Origin of the sequence: Anaerococcus cruorum, assembly GCF_046365495.1 — a bacterium.
Classification (GTDB): domain Bacteria; phylum Bacillota; class Clostridia; order Tissierellales; family Peptoniphilaceae; genus Anaerococcus; species Anaerococcus cruorum.
Genome location: NZ_JBGMEH010000006.1, coordinates 131314 through 156538, shown reverse-complemented (window position 1 = coordinate 156538; position 25225 = coordinate 131314). Strand labels below are relative to the sequence as shown.

At 30.2% G+C, this 25225-nt stretch carries 20 protein-coding genes; 7 read left to right on the top strand and 13 right to left on the bottom strand.

What is annotated here, in order from left to right:
* Positions 1–36 precede the first annotated feature (36 nt).
* Complete coding sequence (gene pepT, locus ACCQ40_RS05380; protein WP_410032935.1) at positions 37–1257, bottom strand: peptidase T; 1221 nt, start codon at positions 1255–1257, stop codon at positions 37–39.
* Between the two features lie 83 nt (positions 1258–1340).
* Here pepT and dut point away from each other — a divergent pair, with 83 nt between their 5' ends.
* The 6 genes from dut to ACCQ40_RS05350 all read left to right on the top strand — a co-directional run bounded on the left by dut (position 1341) and on the right by ACCQ40_RS05350 (position 8977).
* Positions 1341–1775: a dUTP diphosphatase gene (gene dut / locus ACCQ40_RS05375; protein ID WP_394020638.1), complete on the top strand. Its 435-nt coding sequence runs from the start codon at positions 1341–1343 to the stop codon at positions 1773–1775.
* Positions 1775–2311 (top strand): hypothetical protein, encoded by a 537-nt coding sequence (locus tag ACCQ40_RS05370; protein WP_394011537.1) that lies wholly within the window; start codon positions 1775–1777, stop codon positions 2309–2311. The genes dut and ACCQ40_RS05370 overlap by 1 nt, the downstream gene beginning before the upstream one ends.
* Positions 2312–2373: 62 nt before the next feature.
* Entirely contained in the window at positions 2374–4983 is a 2610-nt protein-coding gene (gene mutS / locus ACCQ40_RS05365; RefSeq protein ID WP_410032933.1) for a DNA mismatch repair protein MutS, read from the top strand.
* The gene (mutL, locus tag ACCQ40_RS05360; RefSeq protein ID WP_410032931.1) at positions 4983–6773 is read left to right on the top strand and encodes a DNA mismatch repair endonuclease MutL; all 1791 of its coding nucleotides are present in this window, start codon (positions 4983–4985) and stop codon (positions 6771–6773) included. The genes mutS and mutL overlap by 1 nt, the downstream gene beginning before the upstream one ends.
* Positions 6763–7710 (top strand): tRNA (adenosine(37)-N6)-dimethylallyltransferase MiaA, encoded by a 948-nt coding sequence (gene miaA, locus ACCQ40_RS05355; protein ID WP_410032929.1) that lies wholly within the window; start codon positions 6763–6765, stop codon positions 7708–7710. Before mutL ends, miaA begins: the two co-directional genes overlap by 11 nt.
* Positions 7700–8977: a methionine gamma-lyase family protein gene (locus ACCQ40_RS05350; RefSeq protein WP_410032928.1), complete on the top strand. Its 1278-nt coding sequence runs from the start codon at positions 7700–7702 to the stop codon at positions 8975–8977. Before miaA ends, ACCQ40_RS05350 begins: the two co-directional genes overlap by 11 nt.
* A gap of 13 nt (positions 8978–8990) precedes the next feature.
* On the opposite strand, the gene ACCQ40_RS05345 is transcribed toward ACCQ40_RS05350, so the two are convergent.
* From ACCQ40_RS05345 to gmk, 11 genes are all read right to left on the bottom strand, one after another.
* Complete coding sequence (locus tag ACCQ40_RS05345; RefSeq protein WP_410032926.1) at positions 8991–9977, bottom strand: tyrosine recombinase XerC; 987 nt, start codon at positions 9975–9977, stop codon at positions 8991–8993.
* A gap of 461 nt (positions 9978–10438) precedes the next feature.
* Positions 10439–11980, bottom strand: coding sequence for a ribonuclease Y (rny, locus tag ACCQ40_RS05340; protein WP_410032925.1), 1542 nt, complete (start codon positions 11978–11980; stop codon positions 10439–10441).
* Between the two features lie 118 nt (positions 11981–12098).
* Positions 12099–13847: an ABC transporter ATP-binding protein gene (locus ACCQ40_RS05335; protein ID WP_410032924.1), complete on the bottom strand. Its 1749-nt coding sequence runs from the start codon at positions 13845–13847 to the stop codon at positions 12099–12101.
* Positions 13840–15576: an ABC transporter ATP-binding protein gene (locus ACCQ40_RS05330; protein WP_410032922.1), complete on the bottom strand. Its 1737-nt coding sequence runs from the start codon at positions 15574–15576 to the stop codon at positions 13840–13842. Before ACCQ40_RS05330 ends, ACCQ40_RS05335 begins: the two co-directional genes overlap by 8 nt.
* A gap of 76 nt (positions 15577–15652) precedes the next feature.
* Positions 15653–16324 (bottom strand): translation elongation factor Ts, encoded by a 672-nt coding sequence (gene tsf / locus ACCQ40_RS05325; protein ID WP_410033151.1) that lies wholly within the window; start codon positions 16322–16324, stop codon positions 15653–15655.
* A 7-nt stretch (positions 16325–16331) separates the two neighbouring features.
* The gene (gene rpsB / locus ACCQ40_RS05320; protein WP_394011548.1) at positions 16332–17186 is read right to left on the bottom strand and encodes a 30S ribosomal protein S2; all 855 of its coding nucleotides are present in this window, start codon (positions 17184–17186) and stop codon (positions 16332–16334) included.
* A gap of 137 nt (positions 17187–17323) precedes the next feature.
* The gene (gene ftsY, locus ACCQ40_RS05315; protein WP_410032921.1) at positions 17324–18715 is read right to left on the bottom strand and encodes a signal recognition particle-docking protein FtsY; all 1392 of its coding nucleotides are present in this window, start codon (positions 18713–18715) and stop codon (positions 17324–17326) included.
* A gap of 9 nt (positions 18716–18724) precedes the next feature.
* Positions 18725–21076 (bottom strand): primosomal protein N', encoded by a 2352-nt coding sequence (gene priA, locus ACCQ40_RS05310; protein WP_410033150.1) that lies wholly within the window; start codon positions 21074–21076, stop codon positions 18725–18727.
* 19 nt (positions 21077–21095) lie between these two features.
* Positions 21096–22268 (bottom strand): bifunctional phosphopantothenoylcysteine decarboxylase/phosphopantothenate--cysteine ligase CoaBC, encoded by a 1173-nt coding sequence (gene coaBC / locus ACCQ40_RS05305; protein ID WP_410032920.1) that lies wholly within the window; start codon positions 22266–22268, stop codon positions 21096–21098.
* Positions 22265–22450, bottom strand: a complete 186-nt coding sequence (rpoZ, locus tag ACCQ40_RS05300) for a DNA-directed RNA polymerase subunit omega (RefSeq protein ID WP_394011551.1) — start codon at positions 22448–22450, stop codon at positions 22265–22267. The genes coaBC and rpoZ overlap by 4 nt, the downstream gene beginning before the upstream one ends.
* The gene (gene gmk / locus ACCQ40_RS05295; protein ID WP_410032919.1) at positions 22443–23051 is read right to left on the bottom strand and encodes a guanylate kinase; all 609 of its coding nucleotides are present in this window, start codon (positions 23049–23051) and stop codon (positions 22443–22445) included. Before gmk ends, rpoZ begins: the two co-directional genes overlap by 8 nt.
* A gap of 85 nt (positions 23052–23136) precedes the next feature.
* Here gmk and ACCQ40_RS05290 point away from each other — a divergent pair, with 85 nt between their 5' ends.
* Positions 23137–24882 (top strand): Rqc2 family fibronectin-binding protein, encoded by a 1746-nt coding sequence (locus ACCQ40_RS05290; protein WP_410032917.1) that lies wholly within the window; start codon positions 23137–23139, stop codon positions 24880–24882.
* 48 nt (positions 24883–24930) lie between these two features.
* Here ACCQ40_RS05290 and ACCQ40_RS05285 read toward each other — a convergent pair whose 3' ends face one another.
* Positions 24931–25209 carry an HU family DNA-binding protein gene (locus ACCQ40_RS05285; protein ID WP_101540075.1) on the bottom strand — a complete coding sequence of 93 codons (279 nt, stop codon included), beginning with the start codon at positions 25207–25209 and terminating at the stop codon, positions 24931–24933.
* Positions 25210–25225: the final 16 nt, after the last annotated feature.

Here is a 25225-nt window from a genome sequence, read left to right as displayed (position 1 = left end):
TTTTGTAATATTATACCCAATCTAATTATATAATACTTAACAATCTTTAGCAATCACTTTTACTATTTCTATAATAGTTTCAGAAGATTTTTGTAAAAATTCCATTGGTATAATTTCATAGACTCCGTGGAAGTTTAAACCTCCTGCAAAAATATTTGGACAAGGTAAGCCCATAAAAGATAATTTAGATCCATCAGTACCACCACGAATAGGACTTATAATAGGTTCTATATCTAAGTTCTCCATAGCTTTTTTAGCATATTCAACTATCTCAGGTTTATCTTTTAAAACTTCACCCATATTGTAGTAGCTATCTTTGATTTCAACATCAACTATATCACCGTATTTTTTGTTTAGATAGTCTTTGTTAGCTACAAATTGATTTTTCATAGCTTCAAATTCATCTCTGTCATGGTGGCGGATAATGTATTCCATATTTGTATTTTCAATATCACCATTTATAGAAATTAGGTGGTAGAATCCTTCATAGCCTTCTGTATGTTCTGGTCGACTTACTTCACCTAATAGTCTATCAAATTCAAAGGCAACTGATGTTGAGTTAATCATCGTATTTTTAGCAGATCCAGGGTGGACGGATTTTCCAGTTATATGAACTTTAGCTCCTGCACCGTTAAAGGTTTCGTATTCTAATTCGCCAATGTAGCCACCATCAATAGTGTAGGCAAAATCTGCACCGAAAGTCTCTACATCAAAGGTATCAGCACCAGTACCTATTTCTTCATCCGGGGTAAAGGCAATTTTTATATCACCATGTTCAATTTCTGGATGGTTTATAAAGTATTCTGCCATATTCATAATTGCAGCTATACCTGATTTATCATCAGCGCCTAATAGGGTTTCTCCGCGTGTAGTAATTAATGTTAAACCTTCTAAATCTTTTAAGATAGGGAAGTCTTCTACAGTTATAGATCTCTTATCATTTAGTTTGATATCTCCGCCCTTGTAATTAATTATTTGTGGATCATCAATTTTACCTGGCATCTCTGGAGAAGTATCCATATGTGCAATAAAACCTACTTTTGGTAAGTTTTTATCTGTATTTGCTTTTATCTCTGAAAATACAAAAGCCTCATCATTAATAGTTGCAGTAAGTCCTAAGTCTTCTAGCTCTTTTTTAAGTTCCTTTGCCAAATCCCATTGGCCAGCACTTGATGGTTTTTGTTTTTCTCCATTTTCTGGATTACTTTTAGTATCAAATGAAATGTACTTTAAAAATCTTTTAGTTATATTATCCATATCTACCTCTTTTCTTAAATTAACTATACTTTCCTTTGTAATCTAGGGCAAAAATTGGTATATTAATCTTTAGTGAAGGTGATATAATGAAAGAAAAATTAAAAATAGTAACAGAAAATAAAATACCAGCTTACGCTACAGCTGAGGCTGCTGGTATAGATTTATACTGTTCTAATAAAGAAGATATAGAAATAAAACCAAAAGAAACTTGTAAAATAGATACTGGACTTAAGGTCCAAATCCCAAAAGGATATTTTGGTGCTGTCTATCCACGATCATCTACAGGAGTAAAAAGAAAACTTATGCTTGCCAATACTATAGGAGTAATTGACTCTGATTATAGGGGTGAAATTATGATTTTCTTTTATAATTATGGAGATGAAACTCAAATAATAAAAAATGGTGACCGCTTGGCTCAATTAGTTATACAACCTTACCAACAGTTTGAAATTGAGCTAGTAGATAGCCTAGATGAATCTGATAGGGGTGAGGGTGGATTTGGTTCCACCGGTAGATAATGGATAGTAGAAGAGTAAACAAGAAGTTAAAAAAGAATAAGTATAGGATAATAATTTCAGTTATTAGCATATTAGCTGTAATTTTAATTGGATTTTTAATTAGACGATACAATATAGAAAAAGAGATATCCAAATATGATAATGAGATACTGATAGTAAAAGGCGAAGGTAATCAAATAGATTCACTAACTCTCAAAGAAATAAGAAATCTAGGAGCAGAAAAAAAGTCTGTCTACCTTAACAACGGATTAGAAAAAGCTACTATTGAAGGTATAGCCATTGAGAAAATTATAGGAAATCTTAATATAAACTTAAAAGATAGATCTTTCTTACTAGTAGAGGATAACGATGGTAATCTAAATAAAGTCCATATGTCAGCAGTCCTAGAGCCTGAAAGAGTATATCTTGTTTATAAATTAGATGGAACTCCTGTATTTGATATTAGCCCTAGCTATGGAAAAATGATATTAGTAGATACTGTTGATGACTCAGCTTCATCTTGGGTTAACAATGTAAAGACCTTAGATATAGAGTAAGCGCTCACCCCAGGGGTGGGCTTTTTTTATGGTATAATTATAGATAGAAGAGGGATAGAAGAATGAAAGATAATTTTACATATGAAAAATTAACACCAATGCTCAAACACTACGTTGATGTTAAAAATAATTTTAAAGATGCGTTGTTACTTTATAGGGTAGGGGATTTTTACGAAACTTTTTTTGATGATGCAATTATAACTAGCAAGGCCTTAGGCCTTACCTTAACTGGTAAAGAATGTGGTCATGAAAAAAAAGCCCCAATGTGTGGTGTTCCTCACCATGTTATAGATAATTATGTAAATAAGCTTGTAAAAAAAGGATATAAAGTTGCTCTATGTGATCAAATAGAAGATCCTAAACAAGCAAAAGGACTTGTTAAACGCGCTATAACTCGTGTTATAACTCCAGGCACTATTACTGATATGGAGTCACTAGATAATCGTGAAAATAATTATTTATTATCTATCTTTCAAAATAATTTTGGACTATCCTTATCTTATTGTGATATATCAACAGGGGCTATCTTTACCATAGAACTTAAAGGTTCTGATGACTTTATTGCAAAGCAAGCCATAGACCAAATAGAAAAAATCAACCCTTCTGAGATAATTATTAACGAAAATTATAAGCTTAGAAGTTTATCAAGATATTTAAATCAAAATACTAATATTTTTATAAATTATATAGACGATGATACTAGGTATGAAAAAAGAGCGGATACTATTATTGAATATTTGGGAGATGATAATCTATCAAAGATTGAAGATAAAAGGTTATCTATAGTTTCACTAGCAAACCTCCTTGACTATATTTATAAGTTTTATGATGAAAATCTAAAACACATTAATAATATAGAAGTTCTAGAAATATCAAATTATTTAGAGCTTGAAGCAAATACGAGAAATAATCTAGAACTACATAGAAATTTAAATAATAATACTAAAGATGATACAGTCCTTAAAATCCTAGACCAAGCAGATACAGTTATGGGGTCTAGAATAATTAATGAATGGCTGGAAAGACCCCTTGTAGACTTAGATAAGATTAACAGAAGGCTTGATATAGTAGAATATTTCTTTGAAAACACAATGGATTCTCAAAATATATCTAATTTTTTAGATGATATCTATGACTTAGAAAGATTAGTAGGTAAAATCTCTTATAAAAGAGCCAATGCTAGGGACCTAATATCTCTTAAAAACTCTCTTAAAAACGTACCAGATTTAAAAAAATATTTAGAAAAAAGCAAAGATAAAAATATAAAAAATCTGGGTCTAAATTTACCAGAAGTAAATAGTCTTTATAAAATATTAGAAGAAGCTATTGTGGATGATCCACCTATATCAATAACTGAAGGTGAGATAATAAAAATTGGTTTTAATAACTACTTGGATGATTTAAAAAATGAATCAGAAAATGCAGTAAGTAAATTAGCCACATATGAAAGTCAAGAACGAGAAAAGACTGGAATAAAAAACTATAAAATAGTATTTAATAAAAATAATGGTTATTCAATTGAAATAACTAAAAGTAATCTTGATAAGGTCCCAGATACTTATATAAGAAAGCAAACATTAAAAAATCAAGAAAGATATACAACTGAAACCTTAGAAACCTTATCCAACTTAATTATTGGTGGTAAGGATAGGGTAAATGATTTAGAATATCAAATATTTAATGAAGTACGAGATGAAATATTAAACCAAACTTTAATGCTTCAATCCCTTGCAAAGATGATTGCAAATATTGATGGCCTTAATACCCTTGCTAGAGTTGCAGTAACTAATAACTATGTTAGGCCAAAACTTTCAAATAATAATGAAATAATTATTAAAGATGGCCGTCATCCTGTTATTGAAAAAAATCTTAAAGAAAATGAATTTATAGCCAATGATACAGAAATTGGCCAGGAAGATAATATTATCCAAATAATTACAGGACCAAACATGGCTGGTAAATCAACCTATATGAGACAAATGGCAATAATTATAATTCTTGCCCAAATGGGATCATTTGTTCCTGCAAGTTCTGCTGAAATAGGTATATGTGATAAGGTATTTACTAGAATTGGAGCAAGCGATAATATTTCCAAGGGTGAATCCACCTTTATGCTTGAGATGAATGAAGTTTCAAATATTTTAAAAAATGCTACTGTAAATTCATTTGTTATTTTAGATGAAGTTGGTAGGGGCACATCTTCAGATGATGGTTTAAGTATCGCCATGGCCCTTGTTGAGTATATCTCCAAGGTAAAAAGATTTAAAACAGTTTTTGCAACCCATTTTCATGAGCTTACTATTTTAGAAAATGAATTCGATAATGTAGTTAATCTAAAGATTGAAATATTAAATGACAATGACAATCTAGTTTTTCTTAGAAAAATTAAAAGAGGTAAATCAAATCGTAGCTATGGTATCGAGGTAGCAAAACTATCTGGATTGCCTGATGAAGTTATAAAAAATGCTCAAAAATTTATGGAAAAAATTGATGGAGATGAGATATTTAATCTAGATAAAAGTACTGATTTAAAGGATACTTTAGATCAAATAAATAATGATAAATTAGATGATATTAAAGCAATTTCTACTGATATAAATATAAACGAACTTACACCTATAGAAGCAATTACTAAGTTAAATGACTTAGTTGAAAGGATAAATGAATTATAATGCCAATTATAAAACTAGATGACAGAACAATTGAACAAATAGCAGCAGGGGAGGTAATAGAATCCCCTGTTTCTGTTGTTAAAGAATTGGTAGAAAATTCAATAGATGCAGGTGCTAAAAATATAGTTGTGGAAATAAAAAAAGGTGGCAAGACCTACATTAGAGTAACTGATGATGGGGTAGGGATAACCAATGATCAAATGCCTTTAGCTTTTGAAAAACATGCTACATCCAAAATAAAAGATTTCTCAGACCTTTATGATATATATTCTTTAGGTTTTAGGGGCGAAGCCCTGGCAAGTATCACTACTGTCGGCCATGTTTTGGCAATTTCTAAGACAGAAAATGATAATGTAGGTAAAAAATTAGAGTTTTTAAATTCTAGAGTAAATGAATCAGCAATAGCTACCAACAACGGGACAAGCATCGAAGTAATGGATTTATTTAATAATGTTCCTGTTAGAAAAAAGTTCCTAAAATCAGATATAGCTGAGTCTAATGCTATTTCAAAGCTTATGTATTCGCTTGCTATTGGATACAAGGATATTTCTATAAAATATATAAAAGATGGTAGAGTAGAGTTTAAAACAAATGCCAATGATCCTTTGGGTATAAAAATACCAAATTTACTTGATGATAGTTTAAAGGACAATTTGATAGAAGTGTCAAACAACAATGACCTATATAATATAGACGGCTTTATATCCACTTCAAATTACTATAGAGGTAGCAGGAGTCTGCAATATATTTATGTAAATAATAGACTGATAGATAGTAGTTTAATTACCAAAGCTATAGAAAAAGAATATAGGACACTTATACCACAAGGAAGATTTCCAGCCTTTTTTATATTCTTAACAACAAATCCAAAAAACTTAGACGTAAATGTCCATCCTAACAAAAGAACTATCAAATTTTCTTATGAGGATGAGTTAATTAGACTAATAGAGAATACTATCTATGAAGCTTTAAATAAAAAGTTAGAAGCTAATACTATTACAATAAAAGAAAATAAAGAAAAGAGTATACCTGACTTATCAAACTATAAAAGTCTCTTAGATTCTTATAGTGGTTTTAATATTGTCAGAGAAGAAAAAGCAAGATATGAAGATGATAGCTTTTTTGACTTGGATAAAAAAATAGAAGCTTCCTCTTCAAATAAGCAATCGAAGAAAAAAGTTGTTGAAAATAAAAATTATAATTATGAATCTGATTCTTTTATAAATAAGAAGTCATTTTTATATCTAACTAGCATATTTGATAAATATTCTTTATTTAAAGCTAGTAGTGGCAAACTTTATCTAATGGACCATAGAAGAGCTGACCAAGCAATTAAATTTGTAGAATACATTGATGAACTTAAAAGATCTAAGATATCATCTCAAATACTTTTAGAGCCGTTAATAATAAAGCTTAGAACTGAAGAAAAAGATATATATGAAGATAAAAAAGATTTTATAGCTAGCCTTGGTTTTGATGTAGAAGAATTTGGAGAAAATCAAATTATAGTAAGGTCTATCCCTACTATATTTGAAGGTGAAATAAATGAAAAGCTTATTCTAGACCTTATAGATATTGATATAACGAACAAAGAGGAATTATTCTATAAAAATCTATACAAAAAAGTCAAGGAAAATTCTTTTAGAAAGGGTTATAAAATAAGTAAAGATACCGCTGAAAGACTTATATCAGATTTATTTGATTTAGAAAACCCTTATAAAACCTATGATGGCAAAACTGTTATTCTAGAAGTAGAAGAAGAAACACTGGAGAAATATTTTGACAGATAATGTAATTATAATTACTGGACCTACAGCAAGTGGTAAAAGTGACATAGCAATAGAAGTTGCAAAGGCTTTTAACGGAGAAATAATATCTGCTGACAGTCAGCAGGTTTACCGCTATATGAATATAGGTACTAACAAAATAAAAGATAATCATGGAATTTGCCACCATATGATAGATGTTGTTAATCCAGACCAAAATTTTAGTGTGGAAGATTTTTCTATAAAAGCATCCAATCTTATAAGTGAGATAAATAGCCGAGGAAAAGTAGCTATAGTTGCTGGGGGAACTGGTTTTTATATAGATTCTATTTTATTTGATATGAATTATGGAAAAGTTGAACAAAATCTAGCATTTAGAGAAAAACTACAAAAAGTCAGTGAAGAAAAAGGATCTGACTTTTTATATGATAAATTATTAACAATCGATCCTATTACTGCTAAAAAATATCATTCTAATGAAACTAACAGAATAATTAGGGCCCTTGAAATATATGAATCGACTGGTGAATTACCTTCCAAAGTGAGAAAAGGTGAGAAAAAACTAAATAAAAACATTAATCCAATTTTGTTCTTTTTAAATTATGAAGATAGGTCCGGTATCTATCAAAAAATTAACAATCGTGTTATAGAAATGATTGACCAAGGACTTATAGAAGAATTTGTAGATGTAGTTAGAAACTATAATCTAACTGCTGCTTCGCAATCTATGGCAGCGATTGGCTATAAAGAACTACTTCCATTTATAAATGAGGAAATTGATATAGATGAATTAATAGATTTGATTCAAAAAAATACTAGACACTATGCCAAACGCCAAGTTACATGGATGAAGCGTTATTTAGCTTATGATTTTACTCATGAAATATTAATGGATAACTTAAATAAAAATGATGCGGCTGATATAATTATTAGCCTTATAAAGGATACTTATGAATTTTAATGAAATATACGAACACTATAATATTGACCCAATCTTTGATCAAATGATTAAAGAAGCTGAAAATGATTTGTATGATGATTTTAATAAATTAGAAGAAATTTCTGAATTTAATCAGTTAAAGGTACTAAAAGCTTTTAATAAATACAACTTAAATACCCAAGACTTTATTTCTGCTACAGGATATGGATACGCAGACACTGGACGAGAAAAAGTTGAAGAAATTTTTGCGGATATTTTTAAGTCTGAAGATGCCCTAGTAAGACCAAGTATAGTAGCAGGAACTCATGCGCTATCATTAGTTTTATTTGCCTTATTAAATCATGGTGATAAAATGGTTGCTATTACTGATGATCCATATGATACTATGCAACAAGTGATAGGAATTGCTGGTAATAAAAAAGGAAATCTATTATCAAAAGGAATTAGCTATGATAAGTTAGCCTTAGATAGTAATAACCAAATTGATTATGATAATATTTCCAAAGTGATAGATAAAAACACTAAGCTTGCTCTTATCCAAAGATCAACAGGATACACTCAACGCCGTGCCTTTACCATTAGTGAGATAGAAAAAGCTGTTAATGAAATAAAAAAAGCTAATCCAAATACAATAATTTTTGTAGATAACTGCTATGGTGAATTTACAGAAGATAAGGAACCTATTGAAATTGGGGCTGATATTGTAGCAGGTTCTTTAATTAAAAATCTAGGCGGTGGTATAGCCATCACAGGTGGTTATATTTGTGGTAAGGCTGATTTAATTGAATACTGCGCTAATACCTTGACTGCTCCAGGTATTGGTAAGGATGAAGGTTTAAGTTTTGGTACAACAAGACATGTTTTACAAGGTTTATACTTTGCACCACATATTGTAAAAGAAGCTATAAAAGTAGGCTTATTATTTGGAAAAGTTTTTGATGAACTTGGTTATGATGTAATACCAAAAGTAGATGATCCGCGTAGCGATATAGTGCAGTCAATTATATTCAAAGACCCAGATAAGGTAATTACTTTTTGTAAGGCTATCCAAGAAGCAGCAACAGTTGATTCTAATCTAGTTCCAGAACCTTTTCCTATGCCAGGCTATGAAGATCCTGTTATAATGGCAGCCGGTGGTTTTGTTGAAGGAGCTACTTCAGAACTATCAGCAGATGGACCACTCCGTGAACCATATGTGGTATATTTACAAGGTGGTTTGAATTATTACCATGGAAAGCACGCTCTAAAATGCGTTTTAAGCAATTTTAAAAAACTAGGATACATATAGGTACCCTAGTTTTTTAAAACTCTAGTTTAGAAAGTGGATTTTTATTGATGGCATTTTTTAAATCTTCATCTTCAAGATGCGTATAGATTTGAGTCGTAGAAATATTAGTGTGACCTAAAATATCTTTTAAAGCTCTAATATCTACGTTGCCATACTTATACAGAAGTGTTGCAGCAGTATGACGAAGCTTATGGGTGGAGTAAATACTAGTATCAAAACCTGCTTTTCTTAAATATTTTTCTATAGTTGCTTGGACAGCTCTATTTGAAATTCTCTTTTTTCTTGTAGATATAAATAGGGCATCGATATATAGATCTTCTAGGTAATCTTTTCTAATTCTAAGGTAATAGTGGATGACCTTTAGGGCATTTTCTGTTAAATAGATAGTGCGTTCCTTATTTCCTTTACCTATTATTGTAAAATGATCATTTTCTATGTCAGAAACGTTGATACTTACAAGTTCTGATAATCTCATACCAGTTGTTAAAAAGGTAAAGACTATAGCCATATCACGAGCTCTAAGAAAATCATTTTTTTCTGTATTTATTACATTTAAAAGTCTTTCGGTTTCTTCTAAGGTGAGGTAGACAGGCTGTCTTTTGCTAATTTTAGGGTTTTTAAGCTTTACTGTTATATTATTATCAATCACTTCAATTTCTTGATATAAGTAGTTATAAAAAGACTTTATAGCAGATATTTTTCTAGATCTAGTGGTAGGATTATCATTTTTTTCGTTGTCCAAATATGACAAATATGAGTAAAAATCAGTAATTTTAAGGTTTTCTAGAAAGTCTGGTGTTATAATTTTGTTAATATCCTTAGGTTCAAATTCATTTTCAAAAGCGTTTTGGTCGCCGTAATAAATTTTTCTAATAATCTGATATTCAAAGAAAACTTCAAGATCATAAGAATATTCTTTAATGGTAGTAGCGGAAAGTCCGCGTATGGATTTTAAATAATTTAAATAATCTGCTAAGATAATAGGTTTTGTTTCTATCATAATATAAAATTCCTCTTATAAATGTAAAAATTAGTTCTTAATGTGCGTTTATATTAAAATTGTACCTCTCTTTAAAATTTATACAATTATTGCACAAAATAATAATTTTGTGCAATAATTTATTTTGATGAATCTCTTCCCTTTTACTTATATTTCTTTATAATTCTAAAAAAGTGCCAGATACAGATTAAAAAACGATAATTATATACGCCTAGCTCCTTACTATTTATATACATATTTTATTATGTATTAAATTTTCAAGATTACAATGAATTTATTATTCCAGCATCCAACTATCTATCAGCTTACATTTGTTTTTTAGTATTTTTTTATAGTACATTCGAAAACAAATTGCTAATTATAAAATATTTTTATAACCTCTAACAATATAAAAACAAAATAAAAAACTGCCAATTATAAATCTGGCAGTTTAGTTTGATTTCATTATTATTTCTAATAAATTATCTTGCATACTCTATTGCATTTGATTCTCTTAAGACGTTTACTTTTATCTCTCCAGGATATTCTAGCTCTTCTTCTACACGATTTGCAATTTCTCTAGCAATTACAATCATCTCATCATCTGATACTTTATCTGGTTTTACCATTATTCTTAGTTCTCTACCAGCTTGTAGAGCAAATGATTTTTCTATTCCATCGTAAGAATTTGCTATAGCTTCTAGATTTTCTAATCGCTTAATATAATTTTCTAAGCTTTCGCGACGAGCTCCTGGTCTAGCTGCTGATATTGCATCAGCTGTTTGTACCAATATTGATTCAACACAATTTGGCTCAACTTCACCATGGTGAGACTGGATAGCGTTTATAACGTATTTATTTTCTCCATATCTAGTTGCATATTCTACACCTAGATCCACGTGAGTTCCTTCCATTTCTTGGTCTATGGCTTTACCAACATCATGTAGTAAACCACCTCTACGAGCAGTTTGAGCATCTGCTCCAATTTCTTCAGCTAGCATTCCAGAAAGCTGAGCTACTTCTACTGAGTGTTTCATGATATTTTGTCCATAACTTGTTCTAAATTTCATTTTACCAACAAGTCTTACAAGTTGTGGATGGAGGTTTCTAACTCCAGCAGCTTCTACTGCTTGCTCACCATCTTCCATGATTCTTTGTTCAACTTCATCTTCAGCTTTTTGTAAAGTTTCTTCTATTCTAGATGGATTTATACGGCCATCTTGGATTAGTCTTTCTAAAGCTACTTTTGCTATTTCACGTCGAACTGGTTCAAATGATGACAATACAACTGCTTCTGGGGTATCATCTATTATTAAATCTACTCCTGAAAGTTGCTCGAAGGCTCTTATATTTCTACCTTCTCGACCTATGATACGGCCTTTCATTTCATCATTTGGAAGGGTAACTACTGATACAGTATTCTCTGCAACTTGGTCTGCAGCATAGCGCTGGATAGTTGTTGCTAGAATTTCTGTTGCAATTTTTTTGCTTTCAGCTTTTACTCTTTCTTCAGCCTCTTTTATTAGTTTTGCTGATTCATGGATAGTATCTTTTCTAACGTCATTAAGAATTATTTCTTTAGCTTCACTATTTGTTAGGCCTGCAATATTTTGCAATTTCAACTGTTGTTCTTCAATCAGTTTATCAATGCTGTCTTCTTTTTGTTTTAACCTCTTCTGATCACTAGAGATTTGATCAGCTTTTTTGTCAATCAATAAAGCTCTATTGTCAAGACTTTCTTCTTTTTTAAATAAGCGTGATTCTCTTTTGTCAAGCTCATCACTTCTTTTGCTTAACTTCTTATCATTTTCTATTTGTAATTTAGATATTTCATCCTTGGCCTCAACAAGAGTTTCACGACGTAAAATTTCTGCTTGTTTGTTGGCATCTTCGATGATTTGGCGACTGAGTTCATCAGCTGCCCCTATCTTTTTCTCACTAGATTTTTTTTGATAAACGAAGCCTAAAATAAAAGCTAACAATACGAAGGCGACAGTAATGATTATAAAAACTGGATTATCCATTTAATATCACCTCCTATTAAATTCTTGGAAATTAGTTTCCTTTATAATTATACCATAAATTGATAATTATACGAATAAGATATTTTAAAAAGTTTATTAAAAAAAGTCTTTAGATTAACTAAAGACTTTGAATTTCTTTTATTTGCTTGTCATACATTCGTTTATAATAGCCATCATTTGCCATTAATTTTTCATGGTTTCCCATTTCTACAATCTGTCCATATGACAAAACAATTATTTTGTCTACATCTTTTATTGTAGATAACCTGTGGGCTATTATAAAAGTAGTTCTATTTTTCTTTAACCTATCTATTCCTTCTTGGATTATAGTTTCTGTTTCTGTATCAATATTTGATGTAGCTTCATCCAGAATTAAAATCTTTGGATTTCTGATATAGGCTCTTGCAAAAGATACAAGTTGTTTTTCTCCTTGAGAAAGGTTTGATCCATTTTCTAATACTTTAGAATGGATACCTTTTTTTACAAGCCTTTCTCCACCTACAGCTAACAAGGCTTCTTTTATTTCTTTATCTGTAAAGTTCATTCCAAGTGTAATATTTTGTGCAATATCTGCCTTAAATAAAAAGGCATCTTGTAATACTACAGCCATATCTTTTCTTAAGTTTTCTTTATCAACTTTCGAAGTATCTACTCCACCGATAGTTATTTTTCCGCTATCAGGAGCATAAAAGTTTAATAATAAATTTATAAGAGTTGATTTTCCTGATCCTGTCTGACCGACAAAGGCTATAGACTCACCCTTGTCTACTTTAAATGAGATTCCTTTTATGACTTCTTCATTGTTGTTATAAGAAAATCTAACATCATCAAATATAACTTCTTGTTCTATATTTACTATTTTTTCAGTTAATATTTCTTGGGATTCTAGTTTTAATAGGTCTGCTATATGACTTGCTGAAGCCATAGCTTCTTCTACCTCACCCAACCTCATTATAACAAACCTTATTTCAGTAAATAATCTATTGGTATACTCAAAGACTACATACAAACTTCCGATACTAACTATATAGTAATCAGTAAGTTGGCCTAAACCAAAATAAATTAATACTATAATAGAAGCTAAATATGTTACTATATCCATGGCCCTAAACCCAGAGTAAGACCTTACTTTAGCTAGTTTTCTAGCCATAGAATAAATATTATCATTAGTATCATTAAACTTCTCTTTGATGTAATCTTCTTTATTATAAACTTGGATTATTTCCATGTTTTGAATATACTCATTTATCTGAGCATTTATTTCAGAAGTATTTTTTCTTATTTCACTAGTATAGGTCCTAGTATAGTTAGTAAAAGATCTATAAATTATATAAACTACTGGAGCTAAGGGCAATAACATTATCCCTGCTATGGGATTAGTTACAAAAAGCGTAATTATTAGACCGACTACCAGAATACTTGCTGTAGCTATATCCGTAAAGATTAATCTAAACATAATTTTCATCTTATTTGTATCATTAGTAATTCTAGAAGAAATCTTTCCTGCTGGAAGACTATCAAAATATGATATAGGAAATGAATTTACTTTTTTATATACATCATTTTGCATCTTATAAGCTATATTACTAGAAGCTTTTTCAAAAGAAACAGTTGTTCTATTTGCTATAACTCCAGCCATTGTATTAACTATTATATATAATAGTAGATAAATAGCTATAAGTTTAAAATCTTCTGCATCCATATCTTTTTTTATTAGATTATTTATAACATAGCCTAAAATCAAAGGCGTAACTAATTCTAAACCAGTCCTAATAAGTGATAATACAAATCCCTTTATAAATGAAGGTTTTTCTGTCTTAGCATATTGCTTTAATAAGTCTTTTACATATTTATCTTGCTTAGCCATTCATCTCACCTCCACTTATTTGATTTTCGTATTGGTTTTTATACCAAGATTCATAACTCATTAGTTCTTCGTGACTTCCTCTATCAGTAATTTTTCCATCTTCCATTACAATTATTTTATCACAGTCTTGCACCTGGCTAATCCTATGAGCAATAATAATAGTAGTTTTTCCTTTTCTACTTTTGGTTAGATTTTTTATTATATTTTGCTCAGTATTCGCATCAACAGCACTCATAGCATCATCTAAAATAAGTATTTGTGGATCTTTTAATATAGCTCTTGCAATAGATAATCTTTGTTTTTGCCCTCCAGATAGAGATACCCCTTTTTCACCGGTAAGGGTTTGAAGTCCATCTTTAAATTCACCAATATCCTTAGTGAAATCAGAAATTTCTATAGCCTTATTTAATTCAATATCTGTAGCATTAGGTTTTGAAAATTTAATATTATTCTCTAAAGTATCAGAAAATATCATATGCCTTTGTGGAACATATCCTATATTTTCTTTAAACGATTTGGCAGAAACTTCATCAAAACTATCATTTCCAATTATTATAGAATCTTTATCAACTTTATATATATCTAATAATTGTCTTATTAAAGTTGTTTTTCCACTCCCAGTTTTTCCTACTATACCAAGAGATGTCCCATTTTCGATAGATAAATTTATATCTTCTAATATGTCTTTGTTACTTGATGGATACTTATAAGAATGATTTATAAATTCTATATCCGAGTTGTCATTTGTATTTTTAAGACTAGAAGTATCATTGATTTCTTCTTTATAATTTAATAGTTCAACAATCCTATCCATAGCAGCAGAAGCTTGTTGACTAAGATTTAAAAATTCACCAAGTGCAAACATCGGCCATACTAGCATTCCTAAATAATAAGTAAATGAAACTATTTTTCCAACTGACAAATTTCCACTTGAGACTAAGTACGCTCCAAATCCAACTGCAATAGCATAGGATATAGATGTAACAAAGATTTCAAAAGGTTCAATTAAAGCTTGTACTTTTACAAGATTAACATATCTATCAGCTAGCTCTCTAGTTTTCTGTTTAAATTTTTCTGCTCTAAGTTTTCCTATATTATAAACTCTTATTATTCTTATACCTTCAACATCTTCTAGAACATTATCTGTAAGTTCGTCAAAAGATTTATTTACAAGCTTTGACCTATTATATATCTTATCCATTAGTTTATAATATCCAAAAGCCAATACAACATAAGGAATTATAGCAAATATAGTCATTTTGAAATCTATTGTTGCTATCATCATTATAATAATAAATACAGGAAATAATACAGCATCAAAAAAAGCCAGCACTCCAAAACCAGCAAATTGAGCTACTTGACTAACATCTTGAGTTGATTTACTCATTAATGATCCAGTAGGATTATTTTCATAAAATCTTTGTGATTGCCTTAAAAATTTATTCATAAGTTTATCACGAGAAAGATACTCCATCATAGAAGATGCAGTAAAAATATTATAAGACCAAGCCATAGCTGTGACATACTTTAAAATAACTAAAATAATAGCAATTATAATCATTTTTTTAAAGTTAGCCATAGTTAAGGTATTATTATAAACCATATCTATTAATTGGCCCGTAATATATGGCAAAAATAAAGAAATTATATCACTAACAATAAGGGAAATGGATCCTACTATATAATTTCTTTTTGCGTACTTTACAAACCATTTAAAATTTTTAAACATATATACTCCATGTTTTATTAAATTTACTTAGAAAAAAAGTCACCTATAATATATAGGTGACCAAAATAATATTTGATTATACATTCATTTGTGATGCTACTTCTGCAGCGAAATCTTCTTCTTTTTTCTCGATTCCCTCACCAACTTCGAATCTAGCAAATCTTCTGATTTTGATATTTTCACCAACTTTGCTAGCTGTATCTCTTAGATATTGTTCTACTGTTTGGTCAGGATTTTTAATGTAAGCTTGATCTAATAGACAAACTTCTGAGAAATATTTTTTAAGTCTTCCTTCTACTTTTTTCTCAGCAATCATTTTTCTTTTTTCTTCTGGCATATTGTCAGAAGCTTCATTTATCGCTTGGTTAACTAAGATTTCTCTTTGTTCAGCAACATCTTTTTCATCAGCATCATCTTCTGAAATGTATAAAGGATTTGCTGCAGCTATGTGCATAGCAATATCTCTAGCAAAATCTTGAACTGTGTCAGTATTAGCAGAAAAGTCTGTTTCTGTGTTGATTTCTACAATAACACCAATTTTGTTGTTGTGAATGTATGAACCAATAACACCTTCTGCTGCAACACGTCCTGCTTTTTTATCTAATGTAGCTTGTCCTTTTTCTTTTAAAAGTTTAACAGCTGCATCGATATCGCCATTAGATTCTTCTAAAGCTTTTTTGCAGTCCATCATTCCAGCGCCTGTCATTTCTCTTAATTCTTTTACTAAACTTGCACTTACTGCCATTATTTTCTCCTTAATTTTCTTCTGTTTCATCGTATGCAGCTGTTTCGATTTCTTCTGCTGCATTTTCTAATTCTTCATCTGATACTGAATTTTCTGTTTCTTCTTCTGATGTTTCATCATCTTCTACTGAGGATTCTTCTTCATCTTCTTGGAAAAATTCTTCAGCTGATGGATCAAATTCACTTCCTTGGTTTGCTTCAACTACTGCATCTGCAATAATAGATGTAATAAGTTTTACAGCACGAATAGCATCATCGTTTCCAGGAATAGCTAAATCAACTTCATCTGGGTCACAGTTTGTATCAACTATTGCTACAACTGGGATACCTAGGATACGAGCTTCGTGAACTGCAATTGATTCTTCACCTGGGTCTACAACGAATAATACATCTGGAAGTTTTTCCATATCTTTAATACCGCCAAGGTTTTTTTCAAGTCTATCCATTTCTTTTTGGTATTGTAGTACTTCTTTTTTAGGTAGAAGATCAAATGTTCCATCTTCTTCCATTTGTTCATATCTTTTTAGTTTATCAATACTTTTTCTAATTGTGTCAAAGTTTGTTAGCATACCACCTAACCATCTATTGGATACGTAGTATTGACCAGATCTTTTAGCTTCTTGTTCAATAGCATCTTGAGCTTGTTTTTTAGTTCCTACAAATAAAACATCTCCGCCATCAGCCACAATATCTCTAATCATTTCGTAAGCATCTTCGATTTGTGTTGCTGTTTTTTGTAAATCGATAATGTAGATGCCATTTCTTTCTGTGAAGATGTATCTAGACATTTTAGGATTCCATCTTCTTGTTTGGTGACCAAAGTGTACACCAGCTTCTAGTAATTTTTTCATTGAAACTACTGCCATATATATTCCTCCGTTTTCTTCTTCCACGCTCTTCTTTTGAGTATCTAACCACAATTGGCAACGAAATACTCATCCGAGTGTGTGTATATTTTTGTAGTACTGTAATATTTTACTATAGATTATAGGAAATATCAATACTAAAACATAGCTTCTACAAAAGATTCTGAATCAAATTTTTCTAAGTTATCTATGCCTTCTCCAAGACCTATATATTTTACTGGTACATCAAGTTCTACTTGTAATGGGAATATGATTCCTCCCTTGGCTGTTCCATCTAGTTTTGTAAGGATAAGTCCAGAAATATCTGTTACATTTTTAAATTCTCTAAGTTGATTTACCGCATTTTGGCCTGTAGTTGCATCTAGTACTAATATATTTTCACGAGTTGCACTACCAGCGTGTGTATCAATAGTTTTATTGATTTTTTCTAGCTCTTTCATTAGATTTTTCTTATTGTGTAAACGTCCTGCTGTATCACAGATAAGTACATCTACATTTTTACTTTTTGCAGATTTTATAGCATCAAATATAACTGCTGATGGATCAGCCCCTTCGTTGTGGGATATCATTTCTACATTTGATTTATCTGCCCACTCACCTAATTGCTCTATAGCTGCTGCTCTAAAGGTATCAGCTGCTGCTAGCATTACTGATTTGCCATCTTTTTGTAAACTGTGGGCAAGTTTTCCGATTGTAGTTGTTTTTCCTACTCCGTTTACACCTATGACAAGAATAATTGCAAGCTCATTTGGCACCATATTTAAATTATTATCTAGGTTATTCTCATCTAACTTTTCCACCATGATATCTTTTAACAATGGATATATTTGATCAGAATCTTTTATACTTTGTCTTTTAATCTCATCACGTAGACTATCTACTATATCTAAAGTAGAATCCATACCTATATCAGCTGAGATAAGAATTTCTTCAAGTTCTTCGTACATTTCGTCATCAATTTTTACATTTGCAGTAAATAAATTTTTAATTTGTGAGGAAAATTGATCACGAGTCTTTACTAGGCCTTCTTTTATCCTATCAAAAAATCCTAATTTATCACTAGATTCTTCTTTAACTTTATCTTCCGGATAATCTTTGAAGCTTTCACTTACTTCATAATCGTCATAAGATTCATTTTCGTAATCATAAGCTAGAGTTTCATCATAATTACTATCTTGGTAATCATAACTTAAGTTTTCATCATAAGATTCCTCTATGTTTTCATCAAAATAAACTGGTTCATTAGATATGGGTCTTTCTTCAAAAGTAGATTCTTCCGCTTTTTCCACAAAAGAATCACTTGGACTATAGGTCGAAGATTCAAAAACTATTTTTTCATCTGTTGGTTGATGGCTATTATCTTCATTAATTGATTCTTCATAGTGTGAATCATCTATATATTCCTGTTCATCGTGATACTCATCTTCGTAAAAGTCTTCATCCTCACTGTAATTATCCTCATAATCACTATCTAGATATTCTTCTTTTACTTCTTCATCTTTTTTCTTTTTTCTAAAAAAGTCAAACATCTTTTCTCCTTAATTTATATTAGTTGGGTTTAGGGCCGGGATAAAGCTGGTCAGCTTGTATTTGTTAATAAATTCATTTCTTAATTTATTAACTGCATCCCTTACTACATCAAGGTCAGCATCTGGTGCTTTTATAATAATATTATACCTATGTTTATTATTTATTCTTGAAATCTTGCATGGATTAGGACCTATGATTTCTACCTGATCAAAATCTGCTAAAATTTTCTTTAAACTATTTGAAAATTCTCGCGAAATATCAATTGTAGCTGCTTTATCGCTATCAATTATCTTTATAGTAACTATGTTTTTATAAGGCGGATAGGAAAATGCTCTTCTTTCCATGAGTTCATTTTTAAAATAATTTTCATAATCACTATTTTTTACTGCCTGAATAACAAAATTATCGGGCCTGTAGGTTTGGATTATTACCTTACCTTTTTTCTTATCTCGACCACTTCTACCAGCAACCTGAGTTAAAAGTTCAAAAGTATTTTCTTGCGACCTAAAATCGCCTACATTTAAACTAAGATCTGCAGATATTATTCCTACAAGGGTTACATTTTTAAAATCCAATCCCTTTGCTATCATTTGCGTACCTAAAAGAATGTCTATTTTATTATTTTTCATTCCTTCATACATTTTTTGATAGCTTGCTTTGCTCGTAGCTTTCATACTATCCATACGCATAATATTTGCTTCGGGGAATAATGATCTTACTTCTTCTTCTAGTTTTTCAGTTCCAGCTCCAAATTCTTTTATTTTTTTTGAATGGCAATTTGGGCAAACTTTTGGTTGATTTTGAGTTCTCCCACAATAATGGCAGATAAGTTTATTAATTCTTTTATGGTAGGTCATTGCTACATCACAGGCATCACATTTTATAACATAACCACATGTCCTGCAAAAGGTATAAGAATCATGGCCTATTTTATTTAAGAATAGTATAGTTTGCTCATTTTTCACTAAGTTATTTTTAATTTCTTCTTGTAACCTATAGCTAATTATTGAGTAGTTAGAATTTTTTAGTTCTTCTTTTAAGTCTACTATTTCAATATCAGGCAAGTTGTTATTTACTCTATTTTTTAGATGAATTAAATCGTAGACCCCACTTTGGGCTTTTGTCATTGTGTTTATAGATGGAGTTGCTGAGGCTAATATCAGATTACAGTTATTATAATTAGCTCTAAACCTAGCTATTTCATCTGTGTGATATTTTGGATCTTTTGATGAAATATATGAATCATCATGCTCTTCGTCAATAATAATTATTCCAAGATTTTTAAAAGGTGCAAATATTGCAGATCTTGCCCCAATAGCAATTTTTACCTCACCATTATTTATCATTCTCCATTGGTCAAAACGCTCACTTGGGGTGAGTCCAGAGTGGATAATAGCTATTTTTTCATCAAAACGTCCCTTAAATCTTTCTATAGTTTGTGGAGTAAGAGATATTTCTGGAACTAAAATAATAGCTTCCTTGCCTTGGTTTATAACCTCTTCTACCATTTGTAAAAAAATTTCTGTCTTACCAGATCCCGTGACTCCAAATAATAGGAAGTGACCATTTGGTTTTTCTTTTATTTTCTTAAAAGCTTCTTCTTGCTCGCCATTTAGTTTAAATTTCTTATATTTATCATAATCTTTTGTGATATCTCTTTTACTTTCTCTTTTTTCGATAGCTATTATGCCTTTTTTGATTAATGAATTTAAGCTGGATTTTAGTGATTGAGTTTCTTTTAATAGAATATTGACCTTGGTTTTTCCATTTTTTTCTAAGTACGATACTAGAGCTTGCTGTTTATTTGCATTAGCATTTAAAGAAAAATTTTTACCAGTAAGATAAGCATATTCATCATAACGAATATTTTGAGTATTTTTGATATCATAGGAAACACCTATCTTTCCTTGGTCAACTAATATATTGACCTCATCTTTTATATCACCAAATTTTTTGCTTATATCATCCATAGTTCTTTTTTTACTTAAAAACTTTAATAGCTTAGAATCTGGATCTGATTTTGCATAATAGTAGGTTTTAATTTTTTTTATATCAGTTGGTGGCATCACTTGTTTTAAGGATGCTTGGATGGGTGACATGTAAGTTTTGCTCATAAAAAAAGCTAAGTCCATTAGTTCTTCTGAAATTAGCCTTCTATCATCAATAATATCAAGGATGTCTTTTATCTCATAATCGGCATCTATTATATCAATTATTTCATAAACAAAAGCAACGCTAGTTTTATTTCCTTTACCAAAGGGAACTAAAACTCTCATTGCTATGTCAATTTTATTATTAAATTTTTCTGGTATATGATAGGTAAAAGCTCGATTTAAAAATCTACTTTTACTATCAATTATTACTTTTGCGTAAATAATATCACCTTATTAAATCTAAGATTTGATTTGCAAGCTCTGTTTTGGTCATTTTATCTAAATTTTTTACACCATCAGCAGAGATTATACTTGCTATATTTGTATCAGTATTAAAACCTGCACCAGTTTTTGTTAAATCATTTGCTATAATATAGTCTGCATTTTTCTTTTTTAGTTTTTTATTAGCGTTTGCAATTAAATCATCCGTTTCAGCAGCAAAACCAATTATAGTTTGCTTCGATTTTTTTTCTCCAAAATATTTCAGAATATCTATATTTTCTATAAATTCCATTTGTAAATTTTGGCCAGACTTTTTAATTTTACGATCACTAACTACACTAGACTTATAATCAACAGGTGCTGCTGCCATTATCAATGCATCTGCATCATCAAAGTTTTCTTCTATGGCATTTTTCATCTGTTCATTAGTACTAACTTCTATACGGTTAATACCTTTTATATCAAAGGGTTTTACATGACCTGAGACTAATACTACTTCTGCTCCGCGTTTTTTTGCTTCATTTGCAATATTATAGCCCATTTTTCCACTAGAATGATTGGTAACATATCTTACAAAATCTATTGGCTCCATAGTCGGCCCAGCAGAAACAATTATTTTTTTATCCTTTAGATCTTTTTTTGTAAAATAATCTTCTAAGTACTCTACAATATTTTCTGGTTCTTCCATCCTACCATCACCTATGGTGTTACAAGCTAGCACACCTGCTTCTGGTGCTATTACTTTTACACCGTATGATTTTAGGGTTTCAATATTTTTTTGAGTTGCAGGATTTAATAGCATTTGTGTATTCATAGATGGAGCTATGATTACATCTTTATTGCAAGCAAGATATGATGCAGTTAAAAAGTTATCTGAAATGCCATTTGCCATTTTACCAATAGTGCTTGCAGTTGCTGGAGCTATAAGCATAACATCTGCCCATTTTGGTAAATCAATATGGTGGACACTTTCATGGTGCCCTTCCCACATATCAGTATAAACTCTACATCTTGCCATAGTTTCAAAAGATAAGGGTGTAACAAACTCGGTAGCTGCTGGGGTCATTATTACTTTTATATTAGCATTCTTTTTCTTAAGTCTAGAACATAATTCTAAAACCTTATAGGATGCTATTCCCCCACTAATTCCTAATAAGATATTTTTATTTTCAATCATTTTTTAGTAACTTTGCCCTCTATTACTTCATTTAGGGCTTGGGTTACAGGTTTTGCTTCTACGTGATTAGTAAGAGGAGCTGATCCACTTACAATTCTTCTTGCTCTTTTTGAAACCATCATGCAGATATCATATCTACTTGGGCTTATTTCTGATAATTTTTTAAAAGATGGGTTATTCATCTAAAATCTCCTTTATATCAAAATCTTCTTCTCTAAATACTTTGTGTTTTTCAGCATTTATTATTTCATTTACAGAATTTATAGCTGAGTTTATATGATCATTTATAACTAGGTAATCATAGTACTTAATATATTCTAATTCTTTTCGTGCATTTTTCATTCTAAGATTTATATCATGCTCTGTCTCAGTTCCTCGTCCTACGATACGATTTTTAAGTTCTGATAAACTTGGGGGCGCCAAAAATATGAAGACAGCGTTGTCTGTGTTTTTCTTTACATTTATCGCACCTTGAACATCTATTTCTAAGACAACTATTTTACCTTCATCTATTTTCTTATCTACAAATTCCTTTGGTGTCCCATAATAATTGTTATGTACATGGGCATACTCTAAGAATTTATCCTCTTCAATCATTTGCTTAAAATCTTCATGACTTTTATAAAAATAAGATACTCCTTCTATCTCGCCATCTCTTTTATCACGAGTGGTGGCAGATACAGAGTATACTAAGTTTTTTTGTGTATTCATAAGATCGTGAAGGACAGTGCCCTTACCTACTCCTGATGGACCAGATATGACTAATAAAAAACCTTTCTTCATTACGCCTCCTTATTATAAATATTTTACTTTTTAGACCCCTTATTACAAGTAATAAAAAAAGTATAATAATTAATGAGGTGAGATAATGACATATGATGGAATAGTAACAAGAAAAGTAGTAAATGAATTAAATGAGAAACTTTTAGGAGGGAAAATACAAAAAATCACCCAACCTTCTAAAAATGATATTGTATTTAATGTATACTCCATGGGTAGTAGCTATAAACTACTTTTAAGTGCTAATAATAATGAAGCAAGAATAAATTTAACAAACAAAAAATTTGAAAATCCAGATGTACCGCCAAACTTTACTATGGTCCTTCGAAAACATATAAACCAAGGTAAAATCGTAGATATATCACAAAAGGGACTGGATAGAGTTGTAATATTTTCTATAAGTTCTATAGATGAAATGGGTTTTGATACTAGCAAGAAACTAATAGTTGAAATTATGGACAAATACTCAAATATTATTTTAACTGATGAAAATTATAAAATAATAGACTCTATTAAAAGAGTTAGCGAATCTATGTCTTCAGTTAGACAACTATTGCCTGGACTTACTTACGAATTTGTTGAAGATAATAAATACGATATTACAGATTCGGAGTTTTCTTATGATATCAAAAAATTAGACCAAAGACTTGCTGATAATACTAAGCCTAATAAGATATTTCATAAAAACTATACAGGATTTTCCCCTGTTGTCGGTAAAGAAATAGCATATAGGGCTGGCATAGATCCAAGAATTACTTGGGGACTAGTAAGTGAAGATGAAAAACAAAGAATGAATGAAATATTATATCAAATACGAGATGATATCTTAAACAAAAACCTAGCTGCTTATTCCTATAAGGATAATAAAAAGGTAAAAGAATTTCATACTCTTAAACTTACTCATATAAATTTTGAGGAAAATAATTATGAATTAATGAGTGAGGCCATAGAAGAATTTTTTGATGTAAATAAAACCCATGATAGGTTAAATCAAATAAAGACAGACTATATCAAAAAAATAAATTCGCATGTGAAAACAACTCAAAAGAAGATTAATATCTTAAACGATAATATCTTAAATCAATCAAAAATTGAAGGTCTTAGGAAAAATGGAGATTTATTATCGGCAAATGTTCATAGGATAAACAAGGGCGATAAAGATATTTTACTCAATGATTTTTATAATAATAACGAAGAAGTGAAGATTGACCTTGATCCTTTGAAAACTCCATGGGAAAATGCCGAGGGCTTTTATACTAGGGCTAAAAAAATTAAAAATTCTGTAGACTATGCTAGAAAAGATTTACCAAGGCAAAAAGAATACCTAAATTATTTAAACCAATTAATAGACTTTATAGAAAGATCAAATAGTATAGATGATTTAAATGACCTTCGTGATGAGATGGTTGAAAATAACATTATTAAAAAATCTTCTAAACACAAGATTAAAAATAAAAAATCTAAGCCCTACCACTTTGTTACAAAAAATAATTCTGACATTTATGTAGGTAAAAATAGCACGCAGAATGACTACATTACTTTAAAACTAGCAAATAGAGATGATATGTGGTTTCACGTAAAAGATGTGCCAGGTAGTCACGTTATCTTAAGGTCAGATAATATGAATGAAGATGATGTTATTATTGCAGCATATCTTGCAGCTATAAACTCATCAATAAGTAGTGACGAAAAAATAAATATTGACTATACAGAAAAGAAAAATGTAAATAAAGCCAAAGGTGCAAAACCTGGCATGGTATATTATGAAAACTTTAATACCATAACCATAGATACTAATGATGATTTAAGTAGTCAATATAAAGAAATTAAATAATAAAAAAACCGGATCTTTATTTCAAGTTCCGGTTTTATTTTATAGAAATTATTTATTAACTGCTTCTTTTAAAGTTTTACCAGCTTTGAATACTGGAGCTTTAGAAGCTGGGATTTTGATAACTTCGTCAGGTTTTCTTGGGTTTCTACCTTCACGAGCTTTTCTATCTCTTGTTTCAAATGTACCAAATCCAACTAATTGAACTTTATCTCCTGCAACTAATGTTTCAGTAATTGTTTCTATCATTGCATTTAGTGCTTTTTCAGATTCGCTTTTTTTAAGTCCGCTTTTTTCTGAAATGCTAACTAATAATTCTGATTTATTCATATTTCCTCCTATAAAT

Excerpts from the sequence above, each read along its gene's own strand:
- pepT (WP_410032935.1), bottom strand. The coding sequence starts at position 1,257 with ATGGATAATATAACTAAAAGATTTTTAAAGTACATTTCATTTGATACT.
- ACCQ40_RS05370 (WP_394011537.1), top strand. The coding sequence starts at position 1,775 with ATGGATAGTAGAAGAGTAAACAAGAAGTTAAAAAAGAATAAGTATAGG.
- mutS (WP_410032933.1), top strand. The coding sequence starts at position 2,374 with ATGAAAGATAATTTTACATATGAAAAATTAACACCAATGCTCAAACAC.
- mutL (WP_410032931.1), top strand. The coding sequence starts at position 4,983 with ATGCCAATTATAAAACTAGATGACAGAACAATTGAACAAATAGCAGCA.
- ACCQ40_RS05350 (WP_410032928.1), top strand. The coding sequence starts at position 7,700 with ATGAATTTTAATGAAATATACGAACACTATAATATTGACCCAATCTTT.
- ACCQ40_RS05345 (WP_410032926.1), bottom strand. The coding sequence starts at position 9,977 with ATGATAGAAACAAAACCTATTATCTTAGCAGATTATTTAAATTATTTA.
- rny (WP_410032925.1), bottom strand. The coding sequence starts at position 11,980 with ATGGATAATCCAGTTTTTATAATCATTACTGTCGCCTTCGTATTGTTA.
- ACCQ40_RS05335 (WP_410032924.1), bottom strand. The coding sequence starts at position 13,847 with ATGGCTAAGCAAGATAAATATGTAAAAGACTTATTAAAGCAATATGCT.
- ACCQ40_RS05330 (WP_410032922.1), bottom strand. The coding sequence starts at position 15,576 with ATGTTTAAAAATTTTAAATGGTTTGTAAAGTACGCAAAAAGAAATTAT.
- rpsB (WP_394011548.1), bottom strand. The coding sequence starts at position 17,186 with ATGGCAGTAGTTTCAATGAAAAAATTACTAGAAGCTGGTGTACACTTT.
- ftsY (WP_410032921.1), bottom strand. The coding sequence starts at position 18,715 with ATGTTTGACTTTTTTAGAAAAAAGAAAAAAGATGAAGAAGTAAAAGAA.
- coaBC (WP_410032920.1), bottom strand. The coding sequence starts at position 22,268 with ATGATTGAAAATAAAAATATCTTATTAGGAATTAGTGGGGGAATAGCA.
- rpoZ (WP_394011551.1), bottom strand. The coding sequence starts at position 22,450 with ATGAATAACCCATCTTTTAAAAAATTATCAGAAATAAGCCCAAGTAGA.
- gmk (WP_410032919.1), bottom strand. The coding sequence starts at position 23,051 with ATGAAGAAAGGTTTTTTATTAGTCATATCTGGTCCATCAGGAGTAGGT.
- ACCQ40_RS05290 (WP_410032917.1), top strand. The coding sequence starts at position 23,137 with ATGACATATGATGGAATAGTAACAAGAAAAGTAGTAAATGAATTAAAT.
- ACCQ40_RS05285 (WP_101540075.1), bottom strand. The coding sequence starts at position 25,209 with ATGAATAAATCAGAATTATTAGTTAGCATTTCAGAAAAAAGCGGACTT.